15 protein-coding genes are annotated in these 18,866 nt (G+C 62.7%); 12 read left to right on the forward strand and 3 right to left on the reverse strand.

Annotated features, from left to right (window positions below):
• Nucleotides 1-11: 11 nt before the first annotated feature.
• The 3 genes from B0O95_RS05575 to map form a co-directional block, all read right to left on the reverse strand.
• Entirely contained in the window at nt 12-1,220 is a 1,209-nt protein-coding gene (locus B0O95_RS05575; RefSeq protein WP_332908554.1) for a pseudouridine synthase, read from the reverse strand.
• Between the two features lie 362 nt (nt 1,221-1,582).
• Nucleotides 1,583-4,156, reverse strand: coding sequence for a [protein-PII] uridylyltransferase (locus tag B0O95_RS05580; protein WP_104076999.1), 2,574 nt, complete (start codon nt 4,154-4,156; stop codon nt 1,583-1,585).
• 144 nt (nt 4,157-4,300) lie between these two features.
• Nucleotides 4,301-5,107, reverse strand: a complete 807-nt coding sequence (map, locus tag B0O95_RS05585; RefSeq protein ID WP_104077000.1) for a type I methionyl aminopeptidase — start codon at nt 5,105-5,107, stop codon at nt 4,301-4,303.
• A 681-nt stretch (nt 5,108-5,788) separates the two neighbouring features.
• Between map and B0O95_RS05590 the strand changes: the two genes are divergently transcribed.
• The 12 genes from B0O95_RS05590 (at nt 5,789) to lpxD (ending at nt 18,843) form a co-directional block, all read left to right on the forward strand.
• Nucleotides 5,789-6,808, forward strand: coding sequence for a hypothetical protein (locus tag B0O95_RS05590; RefSeq protein WP_146063991.1), 1,020 nt, complete (start codon nt 5,789-5,791; stop codon nt 6,806-6,808).
• Nucleotides 6,809-7,041: 233 nt separating this feature from the next.
• Entirely contained in the window at nt 7,042-7,788 is a 747-nt protein-coding gene (gene rpsB, locus B0O95_RS05595; protein ID WP_104077002.1) for a 30S ribosomal protein S2, read from the forward strand.
• Between the two features lie 196 nt (nt 7,789-7,984).
• A complete protein-coding gene (gene tsf / locus B0O95_RS05600; RefSeq protein WP_104077003.1) occupies nt 7,985-8,866 on the forward strand; it encodes a translation elongation factor Ts in 882 nt (293 codons plus the stop codon).
• Between the two features lie 241 nt (nt 8,867-9,107).
• On the forward strand, nt 9,108-9,821 hold the full coding sequence (gene pyrH / locus B0O95_RS05605) for a UMP kinase (RefSeq protein WP_104077004.1): 714 nt from the start codon (nt 9,108-9,110) through the stop codon (nt 9,819-9,821).
• Nucleotides 9,822-9,904: 83 nt separating this feature from the next.
• The gene (gene frr / locus B0O95_RS05610; RefSeq protein ID WP_104077005.1) at nt 9,905-10,465 is read left to right on the forward strand and encodes a ribosome recycling factor; all 561 of its coding nucleotides are present in this window, start codon (nt 9,905-9,907) and stop codon (nt 10,463-10,465) included.
• Between the two features lie 70 nt (nt 10,466-10,535).
• Entirely contained in the window at nt 10,536-11,318 is a 783-nt protein-coding gene (locus tag B0O95_RS05615) for an isoprenyl transferase (protein ID WP_104077006.1), read from the forward strand.
• Nucleotides 11,312-12,130: a phosphatidate cytidylyltransferase gene (locus B0O95_RS05620; RefSeq protein WP_104077007.1), complete on the forward strand. Its 819-nt coding sequence runs from the start codon at nt 11,312-11,314 to the stop codon at nt 12,128-12,130. The genes B0O95_RS05615 and B0O95_RS05620 overlap by 7 nt, the downstream gene beginning before the upstream one ends.
• Nucleotides 12,131-12,141: 11 nt before the next feature.
• Nucleotides 12,142-13,365: a 1-deoxy-D-xylulose-5-phosphate reductoisomerase gene (locus B0O95_RS05625; protein ID WP_146063998.1), complete on the forward strand. Its 1,224-nt coding sequence runs from the start codon at nt 12,142-12,144 to the stop codon at nt 13,363-13,365.
• 54 nt (nt 13,366-13,419) lie between these two features.
• Nucleotides 13,420-14,784: an RIP metalloprotease RseP gene (gene rseP / locus B0O95_RS05630; RefSeq protein WP_104077009.1), complete on the forward strand. Its 1,365-nt coding sequence runs from the start codon at nt 13,420-13,422 to the stop codon at nt 14,782-14,784.
• A 66-nt stretch (nt 14,785-14,850) separates the two neighbouring features.
• Nucleotides 14,851-17,154, forward strand: coding sequence for an outer membrane protein assembly factor BamA (bamA, locus tag B0O95_RS05635; protein WP_199180439.1), 2,304 nt, complete (start codon nt 14,851-14,853; stop codon nt 17,152-17,154).
• A gap of 28 nt (nt 17,155-17,182) precedes the next feature.
• On the forward strand, nt 17,183-17,710 hold the full coding sequence (locus B0O95_RS05640; protein ID WP_199180433.1) for an OmpH/Skp family outer membrane protein: 528 nt from the start codon (nt 17,183-17,185) through the stop codon (nt 17,708-17,710).
• A gap of 17 nt (nt 17,711-17,727) precedes the next feature.
• Complete coding sequence (lpxD, locus tag B0O95_RS05645) at nt 17,728-18,843, forward strand: UDP-3-O-(3-hydroxymyristoyl)glucosamine N-acyltransferase (protein WP_104077012.1); 1,116 nt, start codon at nt 17,728-17,730, stop codon at nt 18,841-18,843.
• The last annotated feature ends 23 nt before the right edge of the window (nt 18,844-18,866 follow it).

The following is an 18,866-nucleotide window of genomic DNA, read 5'->3' on the forward strand; positions in this document are numbered from 1 at the left end:
CACCAGCTGCTTCAGAAGTGCTCGTCCGCGCGCAAGTAGCGCCATTTACCGGACGGCAGCGCGCCAAGCACCAATTGGCCTATTCTGACGCGTTTCAGACCGACGACCTCCAGGCCGACTAAGTCGCACATACGGCGGATCTGGCGTTTGCGGCCCTCACGCAGCACGAAGCGTAATTGCTCGCCGTTCTGCCAATCGACCTGCGCCGGCTTGAGCCGCACGCCGTCCAGCGACAACCCTTCGCGCAGGTGCGCCAGCTTATCGGTGGGGAAATAGCGATCCACCTGTTGCGTGTGCGTGCCGTAGCGCACGCGCACCAAGTATTCCTTTTCAACCTCGGACTGTTCGCCAATCAACTGCTTGGCGATACGGCCGTCCTGCGTCAGCACCAGTAAGCCGGTTGAATCGATGTCGAGCCGGCCGGCTGGCGCTAGTGAGCGCAGATGGGTGGCGGAAAAGCGCGTGGGTGCGGGATCCTCGCTCCAGCGATTTGCCGGTGTGACGAGCGCGACGGCGGGAGGATAGTCGTCTTCCGGCTGGCCGGAGACGTATCCGACCGGTTTGTGCAGCACGATCGTGACTTGTCGGGCCTGGGCCGCCCGTGCGTTGGGTAGCACGTCAATGCGCTGCGTGGCGGTGACCTTCGCGCCGAGCGTGTCGACAATCTGCCCGTCGACGCGGACCCAGCCCTTCTCGATCCATTCGTCGGCTTCGCGGCGCGAGCACAGGCCTAGTTCGGACATCCGCTTTGACAACCGCATCTGGCCGGGCACATCGGCCTCGATCCCGCGGCGGATGTCGCGGCGCGGTACGCCCGTGTCGGCGCGCGGACGCGACGGACGCGTCCGGTCCGTTGGCGCGCGCTCGGCCTGTCGTGCGCCACCGCCTTGCTCGCGGGCACCGCGTGCCGGGCCTTGCTCGGCAGTGCCCTGCGCGCCGATGCGCTTGGCCAGTGCTTGGGCCGGTGATTGGCGCGGCTTGTGACCAAGATGGCCGGGCTTGTCGCGGCGTGCCAGCGCTTGCGCCCGCGTACGCTCGCCGGCTCCCGCGCTACGCGCGCGGCCGCCGCGATCCGTGCCGTGGGACTGCTCACCGGCGGCCACCTCGCGTTGCCGCTTGGCGCGAGGCGCTTTCGTCGGCGCGGTGTCGAGACGGCGCGCCGCGCGTCGTCGATCCGGCGGGAGCGAGGTCGATGATGACGTGGAGGTCGGCATGGGCATCGACGCGGCATCCGGCAGGCGAGGCGCGCGCCTAGCGTCACGTGCGTCAGATCGGTCGCCCGAGTCCGCGCGGGCAGGTGCCCCGGCCGCCGTTCGGCGCGACGCGGCGGCGTTGCCCGGCTGGTCAGCGCGCCCGCTCCCGTGCCGCTTGCCAACTGTAGTGGTGTTACCGTCGGCGGGCGTGGCTGGGCGGGTGGTGGGGCGACGTCCAGCCGGCGCACGCTGGTCGACGTCGCGGCCTTCGCGCGGTGCCTGCGCGGCGGTGCGCCGGATTGTGTCGCGTTTCGCGCCGGGTCGCACCGGCTGTCGCGACGGCGAGTCCGGTCGAGGATGTTTCGCGGTAAGCTTTACGCGCATAAGATTTAAACTGCGATTGTGCGCAGTAGTTCAGTTTCAAGTTGGATCTGCTTGCGGCTGTCAGCCAAGCCGTTGCCATCAAGCAGGAAAACGTCCTCGACCCGCTCGCCGAGCGTGTTGATCCGGGCGGCCCACACGCCGACGCGATGGTCGGCCAGCACGCGCGCGATCCCATACAGCAGCCCGAGCCGGTCGTTGGCGGAGATCGATAACAAATAGTACTGGCCCCGTTCGTCGGCGCGAAGATCGACGCGCGGTGTGATCGGGAAGGTGCGCGACAGGCGTGACAGGCGGCCCTTGGCCGGCTCGGGCAACAGGTCGGGGGAGGTGAGCCGTGCTGCGAGTTGTTGCTCGACAAGGTTGGCGATGTCGCGGTAGTGCACGCCTTTGTCAGTGCTGACCACCAGGAAGTTGTCCAGCGCGTAGCTATGCCGCGTGGTGCTCACCCGCGCATCGAGCACGGACAGGCCGCTGCGCTCGAAATACGCGCAGATGCCGGCGAACAGGTCGGGCCGGTCATGCAAGTAGACAAGCACCTGTAATCCGTCGCCGATTGGCGATGGGCGTGCCCGCACGATCGGGGTAGCGCAGTGGACGTACCGGTAAAGCACGCGGGTCTGCCATGCGATGTCGGCCGCGTCATGGCGCAGAAAGTAGCCGACGTCGAGTTGGTCCCACAGCGCTTGGTGCGCGCCGTCCGGCACCGTTTGCAGCCGCAGCAGCGCGCGCGCTTCGTCCTTGCGCGTGCGCAGCTCGGCGTGCTGGTCCGGCGGGGCCCCCCGCAGCACGTTTAGCGTGATCTGGTACAAGTCTTCGAGCAGCTTGCCTTTCCACGCGTTCCAGACTTTTGGGCTGGTGCCGCGGATGTCCGCCACGGTCAGCAAGTAGAGTGCGGTGAGCCGGCGTTCGTCACGCACGAGGGCGGCGAAACGGCCGATCACGGCCGGGTCGGACGTGTCCTGCTTTTGGGCGACCTGGCTCATCGTCAGGTGATGTTCGACGAGCCACACGACCAACGCGGCATCCTGAGGGTTGACACCGTGCTCGCGGCAAAAGCGTTGGGCGTCGGCCATGCCCAGCTTCGAATGATCGCCGCCGCGGCCTTTCGCGATGTCATGGAACAGCGCGGCAATATACAGCACCCACGGTCGGTCGAAGTTGACGAATAGCTGGCTACAGAACGGGTACTCGTGCGCATGCTCTGCGATCGCAAAGCGCCGGATATTGCGCAGCACCATCAGGATATGCTGGTCGACCGTGTACACATGGTACAGATCATGCTGCATCTGGCCGACAATGCGGCGGAAATTGAGCAAGTAGCACCCGAGCACGCTCGTCTGGTTCATCAGCCGCAGTGCGTGCGTGATACCTTCCGGCTGCTTCAGGATCTCCATGAACAAGCGGCGGTTTTGCGGGTCACGGCGCCAGTTCCGGTCCATGATCTCCCGCGCGTTGTACAGCGCGCGCAGTGTCCGGGCGGACAGACCTTTGATCTCTCGCACCTGCTCGTACAGTAGGAATGCCTCCAAAATCGCGTTGGGCGCGCGCTGGAACACCTCGTCGTCGACGATTTCCAGCATGCCCTGTTTCTCGACGAAGTGCTCGGACAACTGGCGTGTGACGCCACTGGTACGCGGGAAAAGCTGCGCCTCGATGTTCTGAATCAGAACCGTGGCCAGCTGCGTGACCGCCTTGGCAGCCCAGTAGTAGCGCCGCATCAATTGCTCGCTGGCGCGCTTCTCGCGCGTGCACCGGTAGCCGAATGCCTCGGCCAGCGCGGTCTGTAAGTCGAATACGAGAAGGTCCTGGCGTCGTCCGGCAAGCACGTGTAGCCGGGCGCGCAGCGTTTTCAGAAATTGCTCGTTGCGCTGCAGCTCGCGGCTTTCGCGCACGGTGATCAGCCCGCGCGCCTCCAGCTCCTGCCAGCTGTTGCCGAAGCCGGCGGCGCGCGTAATCCATAGGATCAACTGCAAGTCACGCAACCCTCCGGGACTTTCCTTGCAGTTCGGCTCGAGGCTGTAGGGTGAATCCTGGAATTTCGCGTGCCGCTGGCGCATCTCGAGTATCTTTGCGGTAAAGAACGCACGTGGATCGAGTGTTTCGTAAAAGCGCGCGAGGAACGCCTGCTGCAGCGTGATGTTGCCAACGATCCGACGAGCTTCGAGCAGCGACGTCTGTACGGTGACGTCCTGACGCGCCTCGTCGATGCACTGCTCGACGGTGCGCACGCTGCTGCCTAGTTCAAGCCCCAGGTCCCACGCCAGCCCAATAAAGCGCTCGATATTGGCCCGCAAGTTTTCGTCGGGCTCGTCGTTGAGCAGTACCAGGATGTCGATGTCGGAATGCGGCGCGAGCTTGCCGCGCCCGTAGCCGCCTACAGCAAGCAGCGTCAATGCTGGCGGCATCGCGCACGCCTGCCACGCATCGACGAGCGCGCCATCGACCCGCCGCGCGAGCGAGCGCATTAGCGTGTCGACCTTGCCGGCATGCGCGAAGCGTTTAAGCAATTGAGCCTTGGCTGCCTTAAATGCGTTTTTCAGCGACGAGGGGGGCACGGTGGCCATAGCGGCGGCGCTCATGGACAGGCCTGTTTCATCGAATTGGGCGCGGCGCGGCGGGTGGCTCTGCGCGTGGCCGGCATGTCAACTCCGTATGATGACGTGAGGCAGGTGGCGTGTGACGGCGCATCGGTGTGGCGGCCGGTGCGGGTCGGCACGCTAAACTCACGCAGTGACGGCAATCGTCGGCTTGGCTGGCGTGCCGGCCGACACGGTGAGCACTTCGTAGCCGGTTTGCGTTACCAGCACCGTGTGTTCCCATTGCGCGGACAAGCTACGATCGCGCGTCTTGACAGTCCACTTGTCCGGCATCGTGCGGATGTCGCGGCGCCCCGCATTAATCATCGGCTCAACCGTAAAGATCATGCCCGGCTGGATCTGTACGCCCGTGCCGGGGCGACCGTAGTGCAGGATCTGCGGGTCCTCGTGGAACACCGTGCCGATGCCATGGCCGCAATATTCGCGCACGACACTGTAGCCGTGTGCTTCGGCGTGACGCTGGATCGCGTGCCCGATGTCGCCCAGATGCGCGCCGGGCTGCACTTGCTCGATGCCGAGCCACATGCATTCGTACGTGACCTGCACGAGCCGCTTGGCCAGGATCGATCCTTCGCCGACGATGAACATTCGGCTCGTGTCGCCAAAGTAACCGTCCTTGATCACCGTGATGTCGATGTTTAGCGTGTCGCCGTTCTTTAATTGCTTGTCGCCGGGGATACCGTGGCAAATCACATCGTTTACGGAGATACAGGTTGCTTTCGGATACGGCGGATAGCCGGGCGGCTGGTAGTTTAGCGGCGCGGGCACTGTGTGCTGTTGATTGACCATGTACTCGTGGCAGAGCCGGTCTAGCTCGCCGGTGGTGATGCCGGGCTTGATGAAAGGCGTGATGTAATCCAGCACCTCGCTCGCAAGGCGGCAGGCGACGCGCATCTTTGCGATGTCGTGTTCGGTTTTAATCGTGACGGTCATAGGGGACACGCTGGGTAAAAGGCATGAAGTTGCGCCACATTATCGCATCTTCGCTATGCGCCCACAGGTGCTCGCACGCACAGGGGGAGCGTGGTCATTGGCAAAGTGGGGCAGGATATGGAGAAATGCTCAGCGCAAAGACCGGCCAATGGATATGCTAGCGTATGCGTTATGTTTTGGCGATGACTATGGCGTGGGTCCGAAGCGTCTCGATAGTCCTTTCCATGTCCGTCCTCGATGCATAATCGAATGAGCTTGCCAATGGATTCCGATTCGAACTTCACGATCAACAGCGTTCAAACCGCTTTATATGCAACGGAAAGCCGGCAAGCCGGTCGTCCTACCGCAGCTGCGCCGCCTAATCATCCTGGTCTGACGGTACTTGCGAGCGCCCGCGGGCGGCCAAGCTCGATGACAGGTGCAGCGGCTGGCTCAGATGCAGCGGCTGACTCGACAAGCCGTCTGATGATGCATTGGGCGGCGAACCGGACAAGCCGTCCGACGACGTACCACGACCTGCCGCCCGAAATCATTCAGCAGCTGGCCGACCACGTGCCTTTCGACAATATTGGCAACCTGTCGACTGTGGACAGACGGACATATCGCGCATTGCAAGAAAGACGGCTGAGTTGGCTTTGCTGTCGGCGGGCTAGCTATGCTCGTGAAATGGATCTGGCGTCGATGCAACAATTGTTTGCTGAAATTGAACGTATTCACGCCGAGCCGACGTTGCGTGTCGAGCCGCTCGATGCACTGTGGCCGCGGGTATCGGATCTGCCCGAAGAGCAGCAGCTAGCGGCGTTCCAACGATTTTTCGAGGCCGCCGGCCGTGTGCCGCGGCAAGGCTTGCAAATACAAAAAGACATGATCCAGTCCATACTCAACTTTCCCGACAGGTTGCAACGCCCTTTATATGAATTTGCGTATGCAAACGCCGAACGACGCAGCCGTGAACAAGGAAGCACCTGGGCTGCTGTGGCATCACTGCTCAGATGCTCGTTAACCAGCGCGTCGCGGTACGAAAGCGAATATCAAGCTTTTTTGGGCCGGCTTCCCATGTTGGACGTGGCTGGACAGGCCGATCTACTCGTGGAATTGGCAATGCTACTGCCTGGCATCCGCCGCGGCGAGCACGCTGATGCGAAAATCATCGAGTATTACCGGACATTGCAGCAATGGGTGCAACGTCTACCCGCGTCACACCGAGGCGCAGCGATCGGCATGCTGGCCAACGTGATATGGGCGTTGCCCGTTGAGCACAGAGCCGTGCACTATGCCGAGCTGCGGCACTTGACGCTATCGCTGCCAGATCACCAATTGGGTGACGCACTACGCTACCTGCCATCCGCGCTCGCGGTATTGCCGATAGAACAACAAGCGCATGAGTTATCGCTACTCGAGCCTGCCATTGAACGCGCGTTGTCCGAGCAACGCATATTGGTGGCGCTCGGGCTGCTCGAGGGCACGGTGAAGTTGAACGAAGCGCTCTCAAGCCAGTTATGGCAGCGTGGACTGCGTCTGCTTGACGGCGGTGATGAAACGGACGTGCTGCTTGTGCTCGAGGAAATAGACGACCGGTTTACCCCGTTCTTACCCGTGCAGCAATGGGAAAACGCAAAAAACGCGATACTGGCATTCGTTGAGCGCAACCCGCTCAGCGAGGGCGCTCGCGCCGAATTGTTGGAATACCTGGAGGAATGACATCGGCATGCGCAACTGGCTACGGCAAAGCGCGCACATGAATTGATCCGAATGCGCTGATTACCGTGCTCGTGCAACTGGCGCGCTTGAGGAGTGTCGTGTACACGTGCTACAATATCGGGCTAGTCGGCTTGTAACCGATTAATCACAAACCGGTGCGTTCAAGGGTGTTCGCGCAATACAGGCGCGGATGCGGCAACCGGTTTCAGACTCAACCCTTCGTGGAGAATTTCATGGCAGTTACGATGCGTCAGATGCTGGAAGCGGGTGTGCACTTCGGTCACCAGACCCGCTTCTGGAACCCGAAGATGGCGCCATTTATCTTCGGTCACCGCAACAAGATTCACATCATCAACCTCGAAAAGACGCTGCCGATGTACAACGACGCGCTGAAGTACGCGCGTCAACTCGCAGCTAACCGGGGCACGATCCTATTCGTCGGCACGAAGCGCCAGTCACGCGACACGATCGCAGAGGAAGCGGCACGCGCTGGCATGCCGTATGTGAACAACCGCTGGCTCGGCGGGATGTTGACGAACTTCAAGACGCTGAAAACGTCGATCAAGAAGCTTAAAGACATGGAAGCGGCGATCGAATCCGGCGAAGTCGAGAAGATGAGCAAGAAGGAAGCGCTGATGTTCGAGCGCGAGATGGCAAAGCTGCAAAAATCGATTGGCGGCGTGAAGGACATGGGGGGTATCCCGGACGCGATCTTCGTGATTGACGTCGGCTACCACAAGATCGCCGTCACTGAAGCAAAGAAGCTCGGTGTACCGATCATCGCGGTTGTCGACACGAATCACTCGCCAGAGGGCGTCGACTACGTGATCCCGGGCAACGACGATGCGAGCAAAGCCGTTGCGCTGTATGCGCAAGGTGTCGCGGACGCGATTCTCGAGGGTCGTGCAAACGCGCTGAACGACGTCGTGCAGGCAGCCCGCGGCGACGATGAGTTCGTCGAGGTCAACGAGCAGGCGTAACCTTGCGCCAGCGTCCGGCCAGACAATGGGGCTTCACTGAGCCCCTTTTTTTTAGCTGGCGCGGTTCTCGGCCCAGGTGCCGTCGCGGCGCGCGGCGTGCGTGGGCGACTAGCGGGACAACGGATCGTGGCCGCGCGCGGTGTCCGCGCGGCGTGTGGACAACCGGAATAGTCCGACAGATTTACAGGAGCGAACAATGGCGGCAATTACCGCAAGCATGGTGGCAGAACTGCGCGCGAAGACCGATGCGCCGATGATGGAATGCAAGAAGGCGTTGACCGAGGCTGATGGTGACATGGCCCGCGCCGAGGAGCTGCTGCGTGTGAAGCTCGGCAACAAGGCGAGCAAGGCGGCGGCGCGCGTGACCGCGGAAGGCGTGATCGTGTCGTTCATCGGCGGCAGCGCCGGCGCGTTGGTCGAATTGAACTGCGAAACGGACTTCGTCGCAAAGAACGAGGATTTTATCGCTTTCTCAAAAAAGGTCGCGGAACTGGTTGCCACGCAGAATCCGGCCGACGTCGCCGCGCTGTCCGCGCTGTCGCTGGACGGCTCGACGGTAGATGCGGTGCGGGCTGCGCTGGTCGGCAAAATCGGCGAGAACATGACGATCCGCCGCTTTTCGCGCTTTGAAACCGCGCGCAAACTGGCGTCGTACGTGCACGGCACGCGCATCGGTGTGCTGGTCGAATACGACGGCGCCGATGAGCAGGTCGGCAAGGACGTTGCGATGCACATCGCCGCGATGAAGCCGGTGTCGCTGTCGTCGGACGACATGCCGGCTGAGCTGATAGCCAAAGAGCGCGGCATCGCTGAACAGAAGGCGGCGGAATCGGGCAAGCCGGCCGCGATCGTCGCGAAGATGGTCGAAGGCAGCGTGCAAAAGTACCTGAAGGAGGTGTCGCTGCTGAACCAGCCGTTCGTGAAGGATGATAAGCAGACCGTCGAGCAGATGCTCAAGGCCGCGAATACGACGGTGCAGCGCTTTGCGCGGTTCGTCGTCGGCGAAGGCATCGAGAAGCGCCAGGACGACTTCGCGGCCGAAGTGGCCGCGCAGGTCGCCGCAGCGCAGAAGCAGTAGGCCGTTGCGGCAGCGGCAGCGCCCATCCAGGCGTGGCGCCGCTCTCGCAGCGAGGTCGTGTCGCCGGGGCCCCGCCCACGCGGACGTCCTCCGGCTGGCGAGACGATCCGCTGCCGCGCCGGCGCATCGCATGCGCCTGAGTGAGCGTCGGGCGGCGCAATGCGTTTTTGCAGTGCTTGATCCGCAACGCATTTCCCCCATACAGTTCTGAAGTCCTTTTCGGCGCGAACGGATATCTCCCATGTCAACTGTCTACAAACGCCTGCTGCTCAAACTCTCCGGCGAAGCCCTGATGGGCGATGATGCATTCGGCATCAATCGCACGATGATTGAGCGAATCGTCGCGGATATCGTCGACGTGGTGAACCTGGGCGCGCAGCTCGCCGTCGTGATCGGCGGCGGCAACATCTTTCGTGGCGTAGCGGGCGGCGCGGCGGGCATGGATCGCGCGACGGCGGACTACATGGGGATGCTCGCGACGATGATGAATGCATTGGCGCTGCAGGATGCGATGCGCCATGCAGGCATCGAGGCGCGCGTGCAGTCCGCGTTGCGGATGGACCAAGTGGTCGAGCCCTATATTCGGCCGCGCGCGATCCGGCAGCTAGAGGAAGGGCGCGTCGTCATTTTTGCGGCCGGCACCGGCAATCCGTTTTTCACTACGGACACCGCCGCCGCGCTGCGCGGCGCGGAGATCGGCGCGGAAGTCGTGCTCAAGGCCACCAAGGTCGATGGCGTCTACTCCGCCGACCCGAAGAAGGACCCGACGGCCACGCGTTATGCGACGATCAGCTTCGATGAAGCGATCAGCCGCAATCTGCAGGTCATGGATGCGACGGCGTTCGCGCTGTGCCGCGACCAGAAGTTGCCGATCCGGGTATTTTCGATCAATAAGCCCGGCGCCCTAAAGCGCATCGTGCAAGGCGATGACGAGGGCACGCTGGTACACGTGTAAACTCGCAGGGTGGGACGAATGCCCGGCTTGGCCCATTCGCACGCGGCCGGCCGGCGTCCGACTACATCGTTTTGGAGGTTTGAATGACTGTCGCAGACATCAAGAAGGGCGCGGAGCAGAAGATGCAGCGCTCGTTGGAAGCGTTTAAGAGCGATCTGGCGAAGATCCGCACGGGGCGCGCCCATACAGGCTTGCTCGACCATATCCAGGTCGACTACTACGGCTCGAATGTACCGATCTCGCAGGTCGCGAACCTGACGCTGGTCGACGCTCGCACGATTGGCGTGCAGCCGTGGGAAAAGAAGATGGTCGCGGTCGTTGAGAAGGCGATTCGTGAGTCGGATCTCGGTCTGAATCCGGCGACGCAAGGCGACCTGATCCGCGTGCCGATGCCGGCGCTGACCGAAGAGCGTCGCCGCGAGTTGACCAAGGTTGTGAAGTCGGAAGGCGAAAGCGCGAAGGTGGCAGTGCGTAACCTGCGCCGCGACGCGAACGAGCAGTTGAAAAAGTTGCTGAAGGACAAGGACATCTCTGAGGATGATGAACGCCGGGCGCAAGACGAAGTTCAGAAGCTGACCGACAAGTTCGTCGCCGAGATCGAGAAGTTGGTTCAGACTAAAGAAACGGAAATCATGACGGTGTGACGCGACGGCGGTGCCTTGAGCGCCGCCGCTTGCTTTGCATCGTCGCTGCCCGAGGCGGAACGACGAGACAATGACCTATATCAGTTCCACTGTGTGCACCCCGACCGTCACGGACGTGCCGCGGCACATCGCGATCATCATGGATGGCAATGGCCGCTGGGCGCAGCGCAGGCGGCTGCCGCGCGTTGCGGGTCATACGAAGGGGCTCGATGCGGTGCGCACGATCGTCGAGGCGTGCGCGGCGCGTGGCGTCGAATTTTTGACGCTGTTTGCGTTCAGTTCCGAGAACTGGCGGCGGCCGGTTGACGAGGTATCGTTCTTGATGCGTCTGTTCATCAGCGCGCTCGAGCGTGAAATCGCGCGCCTACATACGAATGGCATCCGGCTGCGCGTGGTCGGCGACTTGTCGATGTTCGAGCCCCGGATCCAGGAGCTTGTGCGCCGCGCGCAAGCTAAGACGGCAGCCAATACCGGACTGACGCTAACCATTGCGGCGAATTATGGCGGCCGTTGGGATATTTTGCAGGCTACGCGCAAGATTGCGCAGCAATGCGTAGATGCCGGCGCGATGCAGAATGTGGATGAGGCGAGCTTCGCGCAACACTTGGCAATGGCGTATGCGCCGGAGCCGGACTTGTTCATTCGCACCGGCGGGGAGCAGCGCGTCAGCAATTTCCTGCTGTGGCAGCTCGCTTATACCGAATTCTATTTCACCGACGTGTTCTGGCCGGACTTTAATGATGCGCAATTAAGTAAGGCGATCGCTTCGTACCGCGAGCGCGAACGGCGCTTCGGGCGCACCAGCGCGCAACTCACCCGGCAGTCGCAAAACGTCGATTCGCTGTCATGCTAAGAACCCGTGTCGTTACGGCGATCGTCCTGCTGGCCGTTTTACTGCCCGTTACGCTGTTTGCCCCGTTGGGCGGTTTCGGTGCGCTGATCGGCTTTGTGCTGGTGTTTGCCGCGTGGGAATGGGCCAAGCTATTGAAGTTGCCGGGCGTCTGGCCGTTCGCCTACGCGGCGCTGGCCGGCGTGGTGCTGGTCGCCTATGTGTTCGCGGGCGCGCCGCGCGGTGACGCGGTATCGCGGGCGGCTGCGGTGTTCTGGATTGCCGCGGCGCCGTTCGCGCTGCTGCGCAAGCCGACGCTGGCCGTTGGCGCGTGGCGCGGTTTCCTGCTGGCGGCCGGCCTGGTGCTGTTCGTCGCGTGCTGGCATGCGTTGATGGTCGCGCGCGCGACCGGCGTCATATTCGCCCTGTCGCTGTTGTTGATCGTCTGGCTTGCCGATATCGGCGCATACTTTGCGGGCAGGTGCTTTGGCCGGCACAAGCTGGCGCCGGCGATCAGTCCGGGTAAGACGTGGGAAGGGGCGATCGGCGGATGGCTATCGGTCGTCGTCGTGGTCGCGGCGCTTGCGCTTGCCGCGCATCCGGGCGTGCCGACCGTGGCCGGCGCGCTGGTCGAGCGTCTCGGCGTCGTGGGCGCGGTGCTCGCGCTGAGCGTGCTGGTCGCCTTCAGCATCGTCGGCGACCTGTTCGAGTCGCTGTTGAAGCGTCAGGCTGGCGTGAAGGATTCGAGTCAGTTGCTGCCCGGCCATGGCGGTGTGCTGGACCGGATCGACGCGCTGTTGCCCGTGCTGCCGCTGGCGATGCTGCTTTTGAGCTGAAATCATTGATGATGCAACATTGTGTGACCCTGCTGGGTTCGACGGGCTCGATCGGTGATAGCACGCTGGACGTGATCGCCCGGCATCCGGATCGATTTTCGATCCACGCGTTGACCGCGCACCGCAACTGGGAAAAACTTGCTGAGCAATGCGTGCGCTTCGCGCCACACGTCGCGGTGGTCGGTGATGCGCAAACGGCCACGCAGTTGCAGGCGCGGCTGCGTGAGGCGGGCTGTGCGACGCGCGTGGACTACGGCCGCGACGCGCTGGCCGCCGCCGCGTCGGACGCCGCTTGCAATACGGTGGTTGCCGCCATTGTGGGCGCGGCCGGGCTGGAGCCGACGTTGGCGGCGGCGCGTGCCGGCAAGCGGATCTTGCTTGCGAACAAGGAGGCGCTGGTGATGTCCGGCGCATTGTTCATGGATGCGGTCTATGCCAGTGGCGCCGCGCTGCTGCCCGTTGACAGTGAGCACAATGCAATCTTCCAGTGCTTTCCGCGCGAGCCCAGTTTGCACGGCGCTGTGACCCGGATCCAGCTCACCGCGTCCGGCGGTCCATTCCGGCTGCGTGAACCGGCTACGCTGGTCGACGTGACGCCGGAGCAAGCGTGCAAGCATCCGAACTGGGCCATGGGGCGCAAGATCTCGGTCGATTCGGCCACGATGATGAACAAGGGCCTCGAGGTGATTGAGGCGCGCTGGTTGTTCGATCTGCGGCCCGAGCAGATTGACGTGTTGATCCATCCGCAAAGCGTGATTCATTCGCTGGTGTCGTATGCGGACGGCTCGACACTCGCGCAACTGGGCAATCCCGATATGCGCACGCCGATCGCGCATGCACTGGCGTTTCCGACGCGAATCGTGTCGGGCGTTGAGCAGCTGGATCTGGCGCGGGTGGCGACGCTGACATTTGAGCCGCCTGACTACGAGCGCTTTCCGTGTCTGGCGCTCGCGCTGCAGGCATTGCGCGACGGCGGCTCGGCGAGCACGGTATTGAACGCGGCGAACGAGGTCGCGGTCGAAGCGTTTCTTGCGCGACACATCGGCTTTACCACGATCGCGGCAGTCGTTGGCGACGTGCTCGAACAAGTCCAGGCCGATGTCGCCACGACGCTGGACGCGGTGCTCGACGTCGATGCGCAGGCGCGCCGTGCGGCGCAAGAGGCGCTGGCCCGCTACCGTACGCATGACCGGGCCGGCATGCGCGGCGGTGCGGCGGCCAGTCAGCTTGGCTGACAGGCGCGTTCATTCGGCGGGCCGTCACGTGTGGCATATTGCAGCGAGGATCGCATGAGTTTGCTGATTCAACTGGTTTCGTTCATTGTGGCGATCGGCATCCTGGTCGTCGTGCATGAATTCGGCCATTATTTGATCGCGCGCGCCGCCGGCGTTAAAGTGTTGCGTTTTTCCGTTGGCTTCGGCCGGCCACTACTGCGCCGGACCAGCCCGGTCACCGGCACCGAGTGGACGCTCTGTGCACTGCCGCTCGGCGGCTACGTGAAGATGCTCGACGAGCGCGATACCGATACGCGCATCGCTGCGCAGGATCTGCCGCACGCATTCAACCGCAAGCCCGTCGGCTGGCGCTTTGCCATCGTCGCCGGCGGACCGCTCGCCAATTTCTTGCTGGCTATCGTACTGCTGGCGGGCATCTACGCGGGTGGCGTCGCCGAGCCGGTGGCCACGCTGGCGGCGCCCACTGCCGATTCGGTCGCGCAACGCGCCGGCTTCGTCGGCGGCGAGACCGTGGTGGCGGTGCGGGCGCCGGACGGGACCACCGAGCCGGTGCGCTCCTGGAGCGATTTACGCTGGAAGCTGCTCGATGCGCAGTTCGATCAGCGCAACATCGTACTGTTGGCCAAAGTGGGTAACGATACGCTCGATTACCCAGTCGATTTGTCGCGGGCAGCGCGCCCAGAGCAGGACGAGGATGTCATCGAGCGCCTGGGCTTCGAGCCGGGCGGTAAATTGCGGGTGGCCAGTGTGGAGCCGGACAGTGCGGCGCAGCGCGCGGGGCTGGCTGCGGGCGATGTGGTCGTCGCGCTCGACGGTAACGCTGTGCAGGGCGCCCATGCGTTCATTGCGGCGATCCAGGCGCACGCGCTCAAGCATTTGACGATCACGGTCGAGCGCGACGGTGCGCGCCGCGACATCGACGTTGTGCCCGACGAACGGCTCGATACGGCTGGCGGCCATGCGGTCGGCCGCATCGGTGCGGCGATGGCCACGCAGGTGCAGACCGTGGATGTGGAATACGGCTTAACGGAAAGCCTGCAGCTGGGGGCGCGGCGCACGTGGGATATCTCGACCTATTCAGTGCGCATGTTCTGGCGGATGCTCAGCGGCCAGGCTTCGCTGAAGAACCTGTCCGGACCGGTCACGATTGCCGACTACGCGGGCAAGAGCGCGCAACTGGGCGTTGCCTCATTTGCGTCGTTTCTGGCGCTGGTCAGCATCAGCCTCGGCGTGCTGAATCTGTTGCCGATTCCGGTATTGGACGGGGGGCATCTGTTATATTATTCGGTTGAAGCCGTGACGGGCAAGGCTGTTTCGGAACGCTGGCAACTCATTTTACAAAGGGCAGGTCTCGTGTGCATCGTTGCATTGTCCGCGATCGCGCTGTTTAACGACTTGTCACGTCTGATTCATTTCTAAGTCGATGCCATGTACGCGCGGGTGGCGCGGTATGCATCGCAACAGCAAAAACATTGGGGAAGCAAGTTGTTCAAACATCACCGCTTTGTTCCTAAGACGGTTGCAGCTGCGTTGTTCGTGGCACACGGGATAGTTGCGCATGCTACGGTGCCGTTTGTCGTCAAGGACATCCGCCTCGAAGGACTGCAGCGGGTAGAGCCGGGTACCGTGTTTGCCTACTTGCCGATCAAGCAAGGCGATACGTTCACCGACGACAAGGGATCGGAAGCCATTCGCGCCTTGTATGCGACCGGCTTCTTCAGTGACGTCAAGGTCTTGGCGCAAAACGACGTCGTGGTGGTTAACGTGCAGGAGCGTCCGGCCATCGGCTCGATCGACTTCGCCGGCATCCATGAGTTCGACAAGGAAAACTTGACCAAGGCGCTGCGCGCGGTCGGCCTGTCCAATGGACGCTACTACGACAAGGCGCTGGTCGATAAAGCTGAGCAGGAACTGAAACGGCAATACCTGACGCGCGGCTACTACGCAGCGGAGGTGAAGACGACGGTCACGCCGATCGACCGCAATCGCGTGTCGATCCTGCTCTCGGTCGTCGAGGGGCCAAGCGCGAAGATCCGCCAGATCAATTTCATCGGCAACAAAACGTTCTCGACCAGCACATTGCGCGACGAGATGCAGTTGTCCACACCGAACTGGTTCTCGTGGTACACGAAGGCCGACTTGTATTCGAAGGAAAAGTTGACCGGTGACCTGGAGAACATCCGCTCGTACTACCTGAACCGCGGTTATCTCGAGTTCAATATCGACTCGACGCAGGTGTCGATCTCGCCGGACAAAAAAAATATGTATCTGACGGTCACGCTGCATGAGGGCGAGCCGTACAAGGTATCGAGCATCAAGCTCGCCGGCAACTTGCTCGACAAGGAGGCCGAACTCGCGAAGCTCGTGCAGTTGAAGCCGGGCGATCGGTTCTCCGCAGAGAAGCTGCAGGCGTCGACCAAGGCAATCGTCGACAAGCTGGGTGAGTATGGCTACGCATTCGCCAGTGTGAACGCGCAGCCGGACATCGATCAGGAGCACCATACAGTCAACCTGATTTTGCAGGTCGATCCGAGCCGGCGCGTTTACGTGCGCCGCGTGAACATCACGGGCAACAATAAGACGCGCGACGAAGTGATCCGCCGCGAGATGCGGCAATTCGAGAGTTCGTGGTTCGACAGCCACCGACTTGCGCTGTCGAAGGATCGGGTCAACCGGCTGGGCTACTTCACTGATGTGGACGTGACGACGGCGCCGGTGGAGGGCACGAACGACCAGGTTGATGTCGACGTGAAGGTGACCGAGAAGCCAACCGGCGCGATCACGCTTGGCGCGGGCTTCTCGTCAACCGACAAGGTCGTGCTGTCGGCCGGCGTGTCGCAGGACAACGTGTTCGGCTCCGGCACGAGCCTGTCGGTGAACGTCAACACCGCTCGTACGTATCGCACGCTGGCTGTCACGCAGGTCGATCCGTACTTCACGATCGACGGCATCAAGAGAATTACCGACGTCTACTATCGCACGTACCAGCCGCTGTATTACTCAACCAATTCGAGCTTCCGGATCATCACCGCGGGCGGCGACCTGAAGTTCGGCATTCCGTTCTCGGAAGCCGACACCGTGTATTTCGGTGCCGGCGTCGAGCAGAATCGCCTGGACATCGACTCGGCGACGCCGCAGAGTTACATCGATTACGTGAACCAGTTTGGCCGCGTGTCGAACAACGTGCCGGTCACCATCGGTTGGTCGCGCGACGCGCGCGACAGCGCGCTAGTGCCCAGCCGCGGCTATTACACGCAGGCCAATGCCGAATACGGCACGCCGATCGGCAAGGCGCAGTACTACAAGGCTGATCTGCAGGCGCAATACTATTACTCGTTCGCCCGCGGCTTCGTGCTGGGCCTGAACCTGCAAGGCGGCTATGGCAACGGGCTCGGCGGCAAGCCGTACCCGATCTTCAAGAACTACTTCGCCGGCGGTATTGGGTCAGTGCGTGGCTACGAGCCGAGTTCGCTGGGCCCGCGCGACAAGGCGACAAACGACCCGATCGGCGGCTCAAAGATGATCGTGGGCAACATAGAGTTGACGTTCCCACTGCCTGGGACTGGCTACGACCGAACATTGCGCGTGTTCACGTTCCTCGATGGCGGTAACGTATGGGGTACCGAAGGCAACAGTATCGGCGCGAACGGCTTGCGCTACGGCTACGGCCTAGGCTTGGCGTGGATCTCGCCGATTGGTCCGTTGAAGCTGAGCCTGGGTTTCCCGCTGGTCAAGCATAACGGCGATCAATACCAGAAATTCCAGTTCCAGATCGGTACTGCATTCTGACAAACATCCATCGGCTCGAGAGGTGACTTTGCTGACCAGAAGATTTTCCCGCTATATCGCAATGGGCGTGCTCGCGATGTCCACCGGTGGTGCCGCAGTGGCCGTCTACGCGCAAGAGGCGCGCATCGCGGCGGTCGATTCGGACCGCATCCTGCGTGAGTCGGCGCCGGCCAAGTCCGCGCAGTCTAAGCTTGAGCAAGAGTTCTCCAAGCGCGACCGCGGCCTGCAGGAGATGGCGCAAAAGCTCAAGGCGATGTCTGACAACCTGGATAAGAATGGTGCGTCGATGTCCCCGTCCGAGCGGCAGCAGCGACAACGCGACCTCGCCCAGCTCGATACGGACTTCCAACGCAAGCAGCGCGAGTTTCGCGAGGACCTGAACCAGCGTCGCAACGAGGAGCTGGCTGGCGTGCTGGACCGGGCCAACAAGGCGATCCGGCAGATCGCCGAGCAGCAGCACTATGATCTGGTGGTGCAGGAGGCGGTCTACGTGAGTCCGCGCATCAACATCACAGACCAGGTGCTGAAGGCGCTCGCCAACGGCACGTCGAATTGACTGGGGTATCGTCGCGCATGTCGATGACGCTAACCCAGTTGACGCAACGCTACGGCGGCACAGTCGTGGGCGACGCGGACCGCACGATCGCGGGTCTCGCGCCGCTGGACAGCGCGGGCCCCGGCCAGCTTGCCTTCGTTGCCAATCCGAAGTATTTGTCGCAGGCCGGCTCGACGCGCGCGGCGGCGGTATTGATCAGCCAGCCGGACCTGGACAAGCTGCAAGCTGAGCACGGGGTAACCGGCGCCGCGCCTGGGCCAGCCTTCGTCGTGACGCCGAACCCGTACGCTTATTTTGCGCGCGTTGCACAACAGTTCGCAGCGGCGGCGCTGCCGGCCGCTGCGGCTGGCATTCATCCCGGCGCGGTGGTGGACCCCGCCGCGAAGGTGGCGGCCAGCGCGACGATCGGCCCCCATGTGACGATCGAGGCGGGCGCGGTGATCGGCGAGCGCGTGCGCATCGACGCGCATGCCTTCGTCGGCCATGGTGCAGTGATCGGCGACGATTCGCGCCTGTACCCGAACGTGAGCGTGTACCATGGCTGCCAGCTCGGCAAGCGCGTGATCGTGCATTCAGGTGCAGTGATCGGCGCGGACGGCTTCGGCTTTGCGCCGGACTTCGTCGGCAAAGGTGACGAACAGACTGGCGAATGGGTGAAGATACCGCAGGTCGGCGCGGTGACGATTGGCCCGGACGTGGAGATCGGCGCGAACACGACCATTGATCGCGGCGCGATGGCCGATACGGTCATCGAACAGGGCGTGAAAATCGACAACTTGGTGCAGATCGGGCACAACTGCCGGATCGGCGCTTACACAGTGATCGCCGGTTGCGCGGGTATCGCTGGCAGCACGACGATCGGTCAGCACTGCATGATCGGCGGCGCGGTCGGCATTGCCGGCCACGTCACGCTCGCCGATCGTGTGATCGTGACCGCGAAGTCCGGGGTGTCCAAATCGCTACTCAAGCCGGGCATCTATACGAGCGCGTTTCCCGCCGTGCCCCACGGTGACTGGAACAGGAGCGCGGCGCTGCTGCGCAACATCGACAAGCTGCGCGAGCGGATCAAGACGCTCGAAGCCGCGCTTGACGCGGGCCATGCGCCGCGCGGCGATGCCGGCGAGCAGCCGTAACACACTGTATGCAATGCGCGACC

This window comes from Mycetohabitans endofungorum, assembly GCF_002927045.1.
GTDB lineage: Bacteria > Pseudomonadota > Gammaproteobacteria > Burkholderiales > Burkholderiaceae > Mycetohabitans > Mycetohabitans endofungorum.

Coding starts and splice junctions, on each gene's coding strand:
- lpxD (WP_104077012.1), top strand. CDS start 17,728: ATGTCGATGACGCTAACCCAGTTGACGCAACGCTACGGCGGCACAGTC.
- B0O95_RS05620 (WP_104077007.1), top strand. CDS start 11,312: ATGCTAAGAACCCGTGTCGTTACGGCGATCGTCCTGCTGGCCGTTTTA.
- rpsB (WP_104077002.1), top strand. CDS start 7,042: ATGGCAGTTACGATGCGTCAGATGCTGGAAGCGGGTGTGCACTTCGGT.
- B0O95_RS05590 (WP_146063991.1), top strand. CDS start 5,789: ATGCAACAATTGTTTGCTGAAATTGAACGTATTCACGCCGAGCCGACG.
- frr (WP_104077005.1), top strand. CDS start 9,905: ATGACTGTCGCAGACATCAAGAAGGGCGCGGAGCAGAAGATGCAGCGC.
- B0O95_RS05575 (WP_332908554.1), bottom strand. CDS start 1,220: ATGCCCATGCCGACCTCCACGTCATCATCGACCTCGCTCCCGCCGGAT.
- B0O95_RS05625 (WP_146063998.1), top strand. CDS start 12,142: ATGCAACATTGTGTGACCCTGCTGGGTTCGACGGGCTCGATCGGTGAT.
- map (WP_104077000.1), bottom strand. CDS start 5,107: ATGACCGTCACGATTAAAACCGAACACGACATCGCAAAGATGCGCGTC.
- B0O95_RS05580 (WP_104076999.1), bottom strand. CDS start 4,156: ATGAGCGCCGCCGCTATGGCCACCGTGCCCCCCTCGTCGCTGAAAAAC.
- tsf (WP_104077003.1), top strand. CDS start 7,985: ATGGCGGCAATTACCGCAAGCATGGTGGCAGAACTGCGCGCGAAGACC.
- rseP (WP_104077009.1), top strand. CDS start 13,420: ATGAGTTTGCTGATTCAACTGGTTTCGTTCATTGTGGCGATCGGCATC.
- B0O95_RS05615 (WP_104077006.1), top strand. CDS start 10,536: ATGACCTATATCAGTTCCACTGTGTGCACCCCGACCGTCACGGACGTG.
- pyrH (WP_104077004.1), top strand. CDS start 9,108: ATGTCAACTGTCTACAAACGCCTGCTGCTCAAACTCTCCGGCGAAGCC.